Source organism: Streptomyces genisteinicus, assembly GCF_014489615.1.
Taxonomy (GTDB): Bacteria; Actinomycetota; Actinomycetes; order Streptomycetales; family Streptomycetaceae; genus Streptomyces; species Streptomyces genisteinicus.
Window position 1 is genome coordinate 6,478,956 of the sequence record NZ_CP060825.1, and the last position, 12,397, is coordinate 6,491,352.

The following is a 12,397-nucleotide window of genomic DNA, read 5'->3' on the forward strand; positions in this document are numbered from 1 at the left end:
CGGCCGCATTCCGGTGCCGGCCGCATGGGGTGCCCGCGGGGCACGGAAAGGGCCCGCACGGGGTGCGGACCCGGGTCGTTCGTCGGGATCGGGGCGGATCGGGGCGTGGGGCGTCTCGGCGCCCCGCCGTGGAGGGCCGGTGTGCGCGCCAACAGGCGGAGGGGGCGCCTCCGCGTTGAGGGGCGGGGGAGAGTCGGCGGGGCGCCCCCCCCCAGCAGGCAGCCGGCGGAGTGCGTGCCGGGACGCGAGCCCACCGCGATCCGGACGGAAGGCCCTGCCGGGCGGGGGCGGTCGGGGGAGGGGTGCCTCAGGCGGCCGTCGCGGGGCGCACGGCGCCGATGACGTGCTCCAGCTCCTCGGGCAGTACGGCGATGAGCCAGGTGCCGTCCGCCGACGCGCACTCCACGATCCGCGCCCGGGGGCTGACGCCCTTCGCCTCCTCGGGCCCGGCCGGGCGGGTGGCGGTGTGGGCGAGATCGGCGGGCAGGGCGACGTCACGGCCGCCGAGCGAGGGCTTCCAGACGAGCGGGCCGGCTCCGACGGCGAGCCGCCCCGGCCGGAACCCGCCCCGGCGGCCCGGCGCCTTGAGCATGCACGGCACGCCCGTGGGCGTGGTGACGGCGACGCCCGCCGACCGCTGCCGGAGCTGCTTGCTCAGCATCCATACGGCGAGGGCCAGCACCACGGCGGTCAGCACGAGCTCGGTCATGCGCGCATTCAACCATGCCGCGTCGAACATCCGTCCAGGCCCGGGGCGGCCGGCCCGGAGGCACCGGGCGGGCCGGCCGGGACCCGGCCGTCGGCGGTCGAGGACCGGCGTCCCGTGGGCCGGCGGCCTCGCGCGTGGGGCCGTCCGTCACGCCCGGGTCTCCCGGCTCCGGCGGCCGCGCTCCGGCTGCCGTGCCCCGGCCGTCACGCTCCTGCGCCCCGCCTGCCCCCGCCCGGTGCTCCGAGGTGCTCAGCCCGTGCGCCGCGTCCGGCCCGGGGACAGGCTCTGGCCCGACTGGGACTCCAGCTTCCGGCGGGCGCGGGCCACGTGCTGCTCCACCGTGCGGGGCGACAGATGCAGGGTCGCGGCGATCTCCCGGTGGGTGAGCCCGGTCGCCGCCAGGTCGGCTACCTCCTGCTCGCGCGGCGACAGCTGGTCGCCGTAGCTGGGGCGGCCCCGGCGCCGTTGCCCGTCGGCCGGCTGGTGCGCGCGCAGCACCGCGCGCACGCGGGCGGCGTCCCACACGGCCCCCAGCCCGGTCAGCCGGTCCACGCACGACGCGAGGTCCGCCACCGCTGCCCCGGCGTCCCCGCCCGCGGCCAGCGCGCACCGGGCGGCGCACTCCGTGGCCAGCACCGCCGCGTAGGGACGGGGCAGGCCCGCGTACACCACCGCCGAGCGCCGGAACAGCTCCGCCGCCGCCGTGTGGTCGCCCCCGTCCTCCGCCACCAGGGCGCGGCACCAGGCGAGGGCGGCGTCCGACGACGGGGCCAGGCGGCCCTCCAGGCCCGCCGCGTACTCGTCGACCATCCGCCGTGCGGCGGCGGCCCGTCCCGCGCGCAGGGTCGCCTCGACCGCCCACGGCGCGAGCTCCGCCCCCCACACCCACACGCCCTTGTCCCGCAGGCGGTCCCAGGCGGCCGAGGCCTCCGCCACTGCCCCGTCCACGTCGTCGCGGACCATGGCCATCCGGATCATCGCGCCGGACGCCGCGGCCACGTGCGGCACGGCCGCCGCGTGGGGTTCGCGCGGCACCTCGCCGACGAGCCACGCCGTGGCCTGCTGCCACTCGCCGCGGGACAGCGCCAGCATCCCGAGCACCGTGCGGCCGTCCACCGCCATGCCGGGCATGGTCTCCGCCTCCGCGGCGAACGCCCGCGCCCGGGCCGCGAGTCCGTCCCAGTTCCCCTCGGCCCAGTCGAGCAGCAGCGAGGTGCCGCGCGCCCCCTCCTCCACGTAGGCGGCACCGCTGCGGGTGGCCAGCGCGACCCCCTCGGCGAGGAGTTCGCGTGCCGGGGCGAGGCGGCCGAGCCACAGGGCGCCGTCCGCCGCGTTGCACAGCCCGCGCGCCACGTGCTGCTGGTACGCCGCGTCGGTGGTGTCCCTCGGCAGCGCCTCCAGCGCGTCCCAGGCCGCCGGGTCGCCGATGTACATCAGGGTGCCGACCCGGTTGGCGGCGACAGCGGTCCTCGCCTCCTCGTCGTCGCTCTGCGAGCCCGCCTTCTCCGCCCGCTCCAGCCAGTAGAGGTTGCGTTCCAGCGGGACGGTCGACAGCAGCGGCATCGCCAGCGCGGCCATCGCCCGGGCGGCCATCACCGGCCGTTCCTGGAGTTCCTCCACCGCCTGCTGCAGCTCCAGCCAGCCCTGCATCCCGGCCACCGCCTGGTTGCAGAGCAGCAGGCCGAGGTCGAGCCGGATCTGGCCGCGCACCGCGGTCGGCAGCGACTGCTCGTCGAGGATCTGCCGCAGCACCGTGACGGTCTGCTCGGACCGCAGGCCGAGAACCGCGCTGTGCGCCAGCAGCGGCGCGAGCCGGGCCCGCGCGTGCAGCGGGACCGTGGAGCGCGACAAGGTGGTCTCCAGCAGGTCGATCGCGGCCTGGTGGTCTCCCGCCGCCGCCCGCTCCGTGGCCGCCTGCTCCACCGCGTGCAGCCAGCCGCGGACCTCGCCCCCGTGGCGGCGGTGGCGGGCCAGCGCCGTCCACGGCTCGGGGCGCCGGTGCGACAGCACCCGGGCGGCGCTGCGGTGCAGGGCGCGGCGGACGGGCCCGGGGATCTCCGCGTACACGGCGGTGGCCGCCAGGGGCACGAAGTACGCGTAGCGGCCGAGCCCGTCCTCGGTCAGCACGCCCTCGCGCAGCGCCCGCACCAGTGCCGCGGTGCCGCCCTCGGCCGTCAGGCCGGCCACCGCGCCCAGTTCCTCCGCCTCGGCCGGCTCGTCGAGCACGGCTGCCGCCAGGGCGACGGAGCGCATCTCCTCCGGGAGGGCGGCGACGCGGCCGAGGGTGAGCTGGCGCAGCCTCGGCGGAACGCCGGCGGCCTCCAGGTCCCGGAGGGAGTACCGCTCGCGCGGCTCGCCCGTCTCCCGCAGCAGCCCCACCAGGTCGGCCACCACCTGCGGCACGCCGCCCGAGCGCTGCGCGATCCGCGCGTACAGCTCGGTGGGGCCGCGGTCGGGGCCGCCCAGCAGCTCGTCGACCAGTCCGCGGACCCCGTCGCCGTCCAGGGGCGGGAGCGTCAGCCGCCGCACCGCCAGCGAGGCGGGCAGGGCCGCGCTCCGGCCGAGCACGAGGCCCGGTTCGCGCAGTTCCTCGGGCCGGTAGGTGAGGGCCACGGCCAGCCCGGCGGGCGGCCGGGCCAGCAGTCGCCGCAGGGCGTCCCGGGCGGTCCGGTCGGCGAGGTGGACGTCGTCGGCGACGAGAAGAAACGATTCTCCTTCGGGGATGCGGGCAGCGCCCGACAGCGGGGCGAGCGCCTCCCGCAGGGACCCGTCCGCACCCTGCGGCCGGGCGGCGCCCGCGGGCGGCGGCGGTGGCCCGGGGCTCCGGGGGGCACCGGCCGGGCCCGGAGCCGGAGGTGCGGTGACGGTCGCGCCGAACGGGGTGAAGTCCACGGCCAGCGTCCCCGCGCCGGCCGAGGCCGCGGCGGCCAGCAGCCGCCGCGCCAGCCGCGTCCGCCCCGTCCCGGCCACGCCTTCCACGAGCAGGAGCGCGGCCCGCCCCCCGGTGCGGTCGTCCGGGGCGGCGTTCTCCCGCGCGTGCGCCAGCCACTGCTCCGCCGCGCGCTCACTCACCGTGTCCACCGAATCACTCTCCTGGGAGGTTCCGGGGCATTTCGTTTCTTTGCGTATACGGGTTTCAGTGTCCCTGATTGAACCCCTTGTGCCCGAACCACCAGTGTTGTGCTGCCGCAGAAGATCTGCATGGCTGTCGACGGCCGGCGGGCACCCCCGCCCCCACGGCCGCTGGACCTGGTGAAGGGCGAGACCGCCCGACCGAACAGGAGCCCAAGTGATCGCCATTGAACGTGCCTCGGAACCGGCCCGGCAACGGGCCGGTCCGACTGCCGCCCTGCGAGGCCTGGCCCACTGCGCGATGCCGGCCTCACCCGAAGCGGCTCGCCGACTACGGCGCTTCGCCCGGGCAGTCGCACGCCGATGGCGACTGGCCGAGGACTTCGACGAAGCGCTGTCGATCATCGTCACCGAACTGGTGACGAACGTGGTGATGCACAGCGGCAGTCCCTGGGTGTCCACCGTCATCGCCGTCCGCGGCGACGCGCTCACGGTCGAGGTCATGGACGGAGGCTGCTGGAAGCACCGCAGCGACCGCCGGCAGGAGCCGCTCGACGCGGACGTCCCCTGCGGGCGCGGCCTGCGCCTGGTCGACGCCTATGCCCACCGCACCGTCGCCCGCCGGTCCGGGACCGGGAGCGTGGTGCTCGCGGAGATCTCCCTCGACGGGGACCGGGCGGCGCGCGAACGGGCCGGGAACACGGCCGAAGCCCTCTGCGCGGAGGCGGACCCGGGCGACCGGGACCCGTACGACGGCGACGCGGACCCGTACGACGGCGACGCGAACCCGTACGACGGCGGCCGTGAGCAGGCTGCTCCGGCCGCGTACGACGCACCCGCCGTGGGTTCCCGCGGTGGTGCCCCCGTGCCGCCACGCGGCACCGCCCCGCAGCACGGCACCGCCCCGCCGCGCGCCGCCGACCCGCCGTCCCGCCAGGCCGCGACGCCGCCCGGAGCGGGCGCGGCGTACGGGGCCGGTGCACCCCCCGAGCGGCCTGCCGGCGGCGGCAGCGCCACGGGGGAGACCCGCGGCACGCCCGGCCCGGAACAGCACTCCCACCCGGCCCTCGGACCGGAGGAGGATCCGGACCTGGAGCTGGAGGTGGAGCTGGAGTTCGCGGACGCCCTCGGCGACCGGAACCCGGCGGAGCGCGACCGCGAGCTGGCCGAGGAACTCGACGACATGGAGATCGAGGAGATGGAACGCGACCTCGGTCTGGAGCTGGAGCTGGACCTGGACCTGGACCCGCGCTCCTGACCTGCCCGGTACCGGTCGGCGGCCCCCTCCGTGCCGGTCCCGCCCGGTGTGGTCACGCCGGTCCGGGTGCGGCGTGCGCGGCGGCCGGTCCGGGCCTGGTCCGTGGCGGCTCCGGTCTGTGGTGCTCCCGGGGGCCGGTGCGCCGGCGCGGGTGTACAGCCGCGGCTCGTTCGTGTCCGTGACCCGTGACCCGTGACCCGTGGCTCGTGGCTCGTGACCCGTGACCCGTGGTCGGTGGTCCGGTGCCGGTGCCGGTGCCGGTCGGGGTCGCCCTGCCCGCTCCGGGCCCGGCGCGCGGCGGTCCGTCCGCGTTCCCGACCCGTGCGGTCCCCGCCGCCTTGCCCGCGCCCGCGCCCGCTCCCGGGCGCCGGCACCGCGCCCCCGCGACCGGGGCGCGTCAGGACAGCAGCGGACCCGACGCGCGGTCCAGGACGGAGGAGACCCGCTCCCAGGTCTCGGTGTCGCGCTCCACGGCGTCGAGCGCACGGCCGGAGCCGGTTCCCCACTCCGTCGCGACAGCGACGGCGTCGTCGCCCGACGCGGCGGACGCGGCGAGCGCGGCGGCGCCGAGGGCCACCAGTTCGGTGCTCTCGGGGACGATCAGCGGCCTGCCCGACAGCCGGCGCACCGTCTCGACCCAGTACCGCCCCTGCGCGCCGCCGCCCACCAGCCGCAGCGGCCGGTCCGCCGCGCCGGGGGCGGCCGGGTCCTCGCCGCAGGCCCGGGTCACCTCGTCCAGCGCGCGCAGCACGGTGACCACGGCGCCCTCGTAGGCGGCGCCGAGGATCTGCTGCCCGGTGGTGGCGTGGCGCAGGCCCGTCAGCAGCCCGGAGGCGCCGGGCAGGTCGGGGGTGCGTTCGCCGTCGAGATACGGCAGCAGCACCAGCTCGCCCCCGGGCCGTGCCGCCTCGCGCTCCAGGCCCAGCAGGGCCGCGACCTTGTCGACGGCGAGGGTGCAGTTGAGGGTGCACGCCAGCGGCAGATACGTGCCGTCGGCGGCGGCGAATCCGGCGAGGGCGGGTGACGCGGGCCGTGACCGGGTCGCCGCGAAGACCGTGCCCGAGGTGCCGAGGCTCAGTACCGGATGGTCGAGCAGTCCCGCGCCGCCCAGGCCGAGGCCGACCGCGGCGGCCATGTTGTCGCCCGTTCCGGCGGCGACGGCGATGCCGGCGGGCAGGCCCAGCTCGGCCGCCGCGGCGGCCGTCAGGCTGCCCACCCGGGTGCCGCCGGCCGGTGCGACGGCCGGCAGCAGGGAGGGGTCGAGGCCGATCAGATCGAGCAGTTCGGGGTCGTACGCGCCGGTCGCCGTCGAGTACCAGCAGGTGCCGGAGGCGTCCCCGGGGTCCGTGGCGGCGACGCCGCAGAGGCGCTCGGTGAGGAAGTCGTGCGGCAGGCGCACCGCGGCGGCCGCCTTCGCCGCGGCCGGGTCGTGTTCGCGGAGCCACTGCCACTTCGACGCCGTCATCGAGGCGACCGGCACCGAGCCCGTGCGGGCGGTCCAGGCGCCGGCGCCGCCGAGGGCCTCGGTGAGCGCCGCGGCCTGGGGCGCGGAGCGGGTGTCGTTCCACAGCAGCGCCGGGCGCAGCGGGACGCCCGCGCCGTCGAGCACGACCAGCCCGTGCTGCTGGCCCGCCACCGCGATCCCGGTGACGGCCGAGGCGTCGGCACCCGCGGCGCGGAGGGCGTTGAGGCCCTCCGCGACCGCGTCCCGCAGGGCGCTCCACCAGATCGCGGGGTCGCTCTCCCGCGCGCCTCCCTCGCCGGTCACCCGGTGCGGCGCGCGTCCGACGGCCAGCAGCCGGCCGGTCGCGGCGTCGGTGAACGCCGCCTTCGTGGACTGTGTCGAACTGTCCACCCCGATGACGACCGCGTTCGCCGGCATGGCTCCACCTCCGCTCCTGGGCACCGCCTATTTGGCAGGTGCGCAAACAAATTACTCCACGTCGATCCGCTGCAACAGGTGTGGAGGGTCTTCTGCGATCCCGGGTTCGTGTGCATTATTAGTAAAGCAAGAAAACAAACCCGTGAGCCCAAGGCGGACTGAGCCATGACGGAACGCTTCACCCCCACCCCCGACCACAAGTTCAGCTTCGGCCTGTGGACCGTCGGCTGGCAGGGCAGGGACCCCTTCGGAGACGCGACCCGCCCCCAGCTGGACCCGGCCGAGTCGGTCCGGCGCCTCGCGGAGCTGGGCGCGTACGGCGTCACCTTCCACGACGACGACCTCATCCCCTTCGGATCGGGCGAGTCCGAGCGGGAGGCGCACATCAAGCGCTTCCGCCAGGCGCTCGACGACACCGGCCTGATCGTGCCGATGGCGACCACCAACCTCTTCACCCACCCCGTCTTCAAGGACGGCGGCTTCACCGCGAACGACCGCGACGTGCGCCGCTACGCCCTGCGCAAGACCATCCGCAACATCGACCTGGCCGCCGAACTCGGCGCCCGGACCTATGTCGCATGGGGCGGACGCGAGGGCGCCGAGTCCGGCGCCGCCAAGGACGTGCGCGTGGCGCTCGACCGGATGAAGGAAGCGTTCGACCTCCTCGGCGCGTACGTGACGGAGCAGGGCTACGACCTCCGCTTCGCCATCGAGCCGAAGCCCAACGAGCCCCGCGGCGACATCCTGCTGCCGACGGTCGGCCACGCCCTCGCCTTCATCGAGCGCCTGGAGCGCCCGGAGCTCTACGGCGTCAACCCGGAGGTCGGGCACGAGCAGATGGCGGGTCTCAACTTCCCGCACTCGATCGCCCAGGCGCTGTGGGCCGACAAGCTCTTCCACATCGACCTCAACGGCCAGAGCGGCATCAAGTACGACCAGGACCTGCGCTTCGGCGCGGGCGACCTGCGGTCCGCGTTCTGGCTCGTGGACCTGCTGGAGAGCGCCGGCTACGAGGGCCCGAGGCACTTCGACTTCAAGCCGCCGCGCACGGAGGACTTCGACGGCGTGTGGGAGTCGGCCGCGGGCTGCATGCGCAACTACCTGATCCTCAAGGAGCGTGCCGAGGCCTTCCGCTCCGACCCCGAGGTCGTCGAGGCGCTGCGCGCCTCCCGCCTGGACGAGCTGGCCCGCCCCACCGCGGAGGACGGGCTGGCCGGACTCCTCGCGGACCGCGCCTCGTTCGAGGACTTCGACGTGGACGCGGCGGCCGAGCGCGGCATGGCGTTCGAGCGCCTGGACCAGCTCGCGATGGACCACCTCCTCGGCGCCCGCTGACCCGGGCGGCCGCGGCAGCGGCCCGGTGCTCCAGGAGCCCGCGCCGTCGCAGGCAGGGCACCGCGCCACCGCCCGGCCCGTGCGACGAGCCCCCGGCCCGCCGGCGTCCCCGGACGCCGGCGGGCCGTCCGCGTGTGCCGCCCGCCCGACCGGGCGCCGCGGGCGCTCCCGCGCCCGCTACGCCTCGTCGAAGCGCGCGTAGGCCACCGGGTCGGCGAGTGCGTCCTGGAGGACGAGGGCGGCCGCGCCGCGGGCCGCGTCGGCCGCGGGAGAGGCGGCCCGCAGGCGGACCCCCTCGGCGGGCCACAGGCCCGACACCACCCGGGTCGCCAGCTCCGCCCCGGCCGGCGGACCCAGCCACGGGAGCAGGTCGCGGTAGATCCCGCCGAGGACGACCGCGTCCGGGTCGAACAGGTTGACCGCCCCCGACAGGACCCGCCCGAGCATCGTGCCCGCGCCGGTCAGCGCGGCCAGCGCGCGCGGCTCCCCGGCGGCCGCCCTGCGGGCCAGCTCGGCGACCCCGTGCGCGCCGGACCGCTCGTCCAGACCGGCGGCCCGCAGCAGGGCGGCCTGTCCGGCGTACTGCTCCAGGCAGCCGCGAGCCCCGCACCGGCACAGCGGGCCGTCGTCGGCGACGGAGACGTGCCCGATCTCGCCGGCGAAACCGTTCGCCCCGCGCAGCAGTTCGCCGTCGAGGACCAGCGCCCCGCCGACGCCGATCTCGCCCGTCAGATAGAGGAAGCTGCGGGCCTCGCCCAGGCCGCCGAACCACAGCTCGGCGAGGGCCGCCAGGTTGGCCTCGTTCTCCGATCGGACCTGCGGCCGCCGCAGGTCCGGCCGCAGGGCGGCCAGGGCCTCGGCGAACGGCGTCCGCGCGTCCACGTCCCGCCACCCCAGATTCGGCGCCTCGCGCACGGTGCCCTGGGTGACGAGCCCGGGGAGCGCCAGGGCCGCGCCCATCGGCCGCAGGTCCTGCTCGGCCGCCGACAGCAGCGCCCGCGCCGCGATCGCCGCGGCGCGCGAGAAGACGAGCGCCGGGTCGGCGCCGCGGTTGTCGAGGTGCTCGACCAGGCGCACCCGGTCCGTCCCGGAGAGGTCCGCCACGCACACCGACACGTAGTCGACGTTGATCTCGACGCCCACGCCCGCGAGCCCCGTGCGCGCCACCTTCAGCACGGTCCCCGGCCGTCCGGCCTGTCCGCTGAAGGTCTTGCCCGACTCCGTCAGGAACCCGCTCTCCATCAGCTGCTCGACGAGCGACGACACGGCGGCACGGGTGAGCCCGACGCGTCCGGCGACACCGGCGCGGGTCGCCTCGCCCTCGTCGCGGACCGCGCGCAGGACGAGGCTCAGGTTGTGCCGCCGCACCGTCTCGCGATCGGCCTTCGGCTCCAGGGGGGTCAGGGCGGGACGGGCCCCCTGGCTGCCGGTGTGATTGCCGTTCATCGTGATCCCGACCCTAGCCGGTGGCCGTCTCCCGCTGCCCGTCGCCCGGCGCTACGCGTCCGCCCGGTCCGGCTCCCGTTCCGGCTCGCACGGTTCCTTCGCGATCCGCAGCTCCTCGGCGGTCAGCGGCGGTCCGGGCAGCGGCGGCAGTTTCGGGCCGCGCAGCACGGCCAGCGCCACCTCCGGTCGTGCCAGCGACGCCAGCGGGGCCGACAGGGTCATGACGTCGAACAGGGCCCTGGTGACCAGGGGGCGGCCGGTCGCCGTGAGCATCAGCCGGTCGACGTAGCGCCGGAGCAGGTCGGCGCCGGGCCCGGACGCCTTGCCGACGGCCCCCGGGTAGAGGATGTCCTGACCGGTGGCGAGGTCCCAGGCCGTGGAGACGGGGCCGGCCACCGCCTTCTGCACCCGGCGGGCCAGCCCCGGTGCGGTGATCCGCTGCCCGGCGAGGGCGGACCGCAGGGCGAGGACGCCCTGCGCGGCGACCGACATGCCGTGCCCGTACACGGGGTTGTAGGTGGCGACGGAGTCGCCGATCGCGACGAAGCCCTCCGGCCAGCCGGAGATCTTCTCGTAGTAGCGCCGCCGGTTGACCGTGGAGCGGTTGACGACGACGTCGGTGAGGGCCTCGGCGTGCGAGATGAGCTCGCCGACGATCGGGTGCCGCACGGAGCGGGCGAAGTCCTCGAACTCGTCGGCGGCGCCCGACGGCTGGCCGCCCCGGGTGCCGGAGAGGGTCACCAGCCAGCGTCCGCCCTCCAGCGGCACGATGGTCGCCGTCCGGCCGGGCCGCGGTTCGCGGGCGTCGGCCTGGACGTTGACCACCGGGAAGTCCTCCGACCCGGCGGGGGCCCGGTAGAGGCGGCTGGCGTAGGCGAGACCGGAGTCGACCTTCTCCTCGGTGACCTCCTCGACGCCGAGGGAGCGCAGCCACTCCGGGGCGCGCGAGCCGCGTCCGCTCGCGTCGACGACCAGGTCGGCGTCGAGCGTCCGCTCCGCGCCGTCGGCGGTGCGCACCCGGACGCCGCGCACCCGCGCGGCGGTGCCGCCGAGCCCGAGGAGTTCGGTGCGCTGGAGCAGGGTGACGCCGGGCAGGGCGAGGACCTGCTCGCGGACCGTCCAGTCCAGCAGGTCGCGGCTGCACGCGATCAGGAACTGCATCTCGGGAAAGCGGCGGAACCAGCCGAGCGCCGTCATGGAGACCAGCCCGGTCGGCAGCGGGATGCGCCGCGCTCCGGCGGCGAGCCACCGCTCGGTGGTCCCCGGCACCAGGGACTCGATCGCCCGTGCGCCGCCGGACCACAGCAGATGCGCGTGATGTGCCTGCGGGAGGCTCCGGCGGGAGTGCGGTCCGTCGGGGAGGCTGTCGCGCTCGACGACGGTGACCTCGTCGACGTGGGCCGACAGGGCGGCGGCGGCCAGCATGCCGGCCAGGCCGCCGCCGATGACGACCGCGGTGCGGGCCGTGCCCCGGCCCGCCGGCCGGCTGGTTCTCAGGGGATCGCTCATGTGGTGCCGCTCTCCGACCTGGCGGCGCGCGTGCGCGCCGCCGCTACGACGGGTGACTGTCGCAGCGCGAGAGACATGCGCACCAGATCGCGCGGTCCTTCGGCTGCCCGGGATGTGTAGGTCTGGGCAGAGCTTACGATCTCGCCCTCGGGATCGTCCGCCCGGGCCCTGAGTGCGGCGGCGACCATCGAGGCGTCGCCGACGGCCTGGGCCTCGCGCGGGCCGGCGCCGGCGGCCGCCGCCTCCTCGCGGGCGGCGGCGCGCAACTCCTGGTCGAAGTACGGGTCGAGCTGGAGCAGGCCGTCGTGGATGTCCGACTCCCGCTGCGTCACGCGCAGTTCGACGGGGGAGAGGAGCGCGATCCGCACGGTCGGGGTGCCCGCGGGCGCGGTGCTGCGCAGGGCGTGCCACAGGGTGCCGAGCTGCCGGTACGCGGTCCAGGCGTGCCAGTGGTCCGACAGCCGCTGGCCGACCAGGGGCAGGACGAAGCCGACCGCGCTGAGCAGCGCGCCGGCCGACGCCAGCGGCGGTGCCACGACGCTGCTGAGGCCGTCCCAGTCGGTGCCGGCCCAGCGGGCGAAGACGGCCGCGAACTTGGTCACCCCGTAGCCGAGGTTGAACAGCGAACCCACCACGATGGCGGAGAGCCCGCCGCGCAGCCAGCCGCTCACCTGGGTCGACCACCGCCAGCACAGCACGGTCATGCCGACCGCCGCCACGCTGTGCGCGACGAGGTACAGCACGATCATCTCGCGGACGTACGGGGTGTTGGCGTAGTGGGTGTCGAGGTCGCGCAGCCGTTCCTCGGGCGCGGAGCCCAGCGCGAACAGCACGACGAGCAGGACGACCACCACGCCGTAGCCGGCCACCAGGCGTTGGGAGGTGCGGCGGGTCTCCTCGGGCGGCCCGCCCCGCCAGTTGACCAGCAGGACCAGGCAGGAGGCGCTGAACGCGGAGAGGATGCAGTACACCAGCGGCCCCGAGATGTTCGGGACGCCGGTGATGCTGTTCACCGCGGCGATCGTCGGCGGCGCGGCGAAGAAGAACGTGGAGGAGCCGAGCAGCAGCAGCGCGCAGACGGACCGCAGCAGCGGGTCACGCCAGTCGCGTACCAGCCCGGGGAGCTTGAACGCCAGCGCGACGGCGAGGGCCGCGGCCGGTATGTAGTAGTCCGATCCGTCCACGC

General features: G+C 76.4%; 8 protein-coding genes. 2 read left to right on the forward strand and 6 right to left on the reverse strand.

All coding sequences use genetic code 11. The features are described from left to right. Window positions 1-307 precede the first annotated feature (307 nt). Together IAG43_RS27870 and IAG43_RS27875 are read right to left on the reverse strand one after the other, a co-directional pair. Complete coding sequence (locus IAG43_RS27870; RefSeq protein WP_187743428.1) at window positions 308-709, reverse strand: hypothetical protein; 402 nt, start codon at window positions 707-709, stop codon at window positions 308-310. Window positions 710-958: 249 nt separating this feature from the next. After that, window positions 959-3,790, reverse strand: coding sequence for a LuxR C-terminal-related transcriptional regulator (locus tag IAG43_RS27875; protein ID WP_187743429.1), 2,832 nt, complete (start codon window positions 3,788-3,790; stop codon window positions 959-961). A 208-nt stretch (window positions 3,791-3,998) separates the two neighbouring features. Here IAG43_RS27875 and IAG43_RS34675 point away from each other — a divergent pair, with 208 nt between their 5' ends. Next, window positions 3,999-5,039 (forward strand): ATP-binding protein, encoded by a 1,041-nt coding sequence (locus tag IAG43_RS34675; RefSeq protein ID WP_246574593.1) that lies wholly within the window; start codon window positions 3,999-4,001, stop codon window positions 5,037-5,039. Window positions 5,040-5,436: 397 nt separating this feature from the next. Here the strand turns inward: IAG43_RS34675 and xylB are convergent, their stop codons facing one another. After that, window positions 5,437-6,921 (reverse strand): xylulokinase, encoded by a 1,485-nt coding sequence (xylB, locus tag IAG43_RS27885; protein WP_187743430.1) that lies wholly within the window; start codon window positions 6,919-6,921, stop codon window positions 5,437-5,439. Window positions 6,922-7,086: 165 nt separating this feature from the next. On the opposite strand from xylB, the gene xylA reads away from it, so the two are divergent. Continuing rightward, window positions 7,087-8,256 (forward strand): xylose isomerase, encoded by a 1,170-nt coding sequence (gene xylA / locus IAG43_RS27890; RefSeq protein ID WP_187743431.1) that lies wholly within the window; start codon window positions 7,087-7,089, stop codon window positions 8,254-8,256. 177 nt (window positions 8,257-8,433) lie between these two features. Here the strand turns inward: xylA and IAG43_RS27895 are convergent, their stop codons facing one another. Genes IAG43_RS27895 through IAG43_RS27905 form a run of 3 tightly spaced genes read right to left on the reverse strand, consistent with a single transcriptional unit; the run spans window position 8,434 to window position 12,395 of the window. Next, the gene (locus IAG43_RS27895; protein ID WP_187743432.1) at window positions 8,434-9,702 is read right to left on the reverse strand and encodes an ROK family protein; all 1,269 of its coding nucleotides are present in this window, start codon (window positions 9,700-9,702) and stop codon (window positions 8,434-8,436) included. A gap of 51 nt (window positions 9,703-9,753) precedes the next feature. Then, the gene (locus IAG43_RS27900) at window positions 9,754-11,211 is read right to left on the reverse strand and encodes an NAD(P)/FAD-dependent oxidoreductase (protein ID WP_187743433.1); all 1,458 of its coding nucleotides are present in this window, start codon (window positions 11,209-11,211) and stop codon (window positions 9,754-9,756) included. Further along, complete coding sequence (locus IAG43_RS27905) at window positions 11,208-12,395, reverse strand: MAB_1171c family putative transporter (RefSeq protein WP_187743434.1); 1,188 nt, start codon at window positions 12,393-12,395, stop codon at window positions 11,208-11,210. The genes IAG43_RS27900 and IAG43_RS27905 overlap by 4 nt, the downstream gene beginning before the upstream one ends. Window positions 12,396-12,397: the final 2 nt, after the last annotated feature.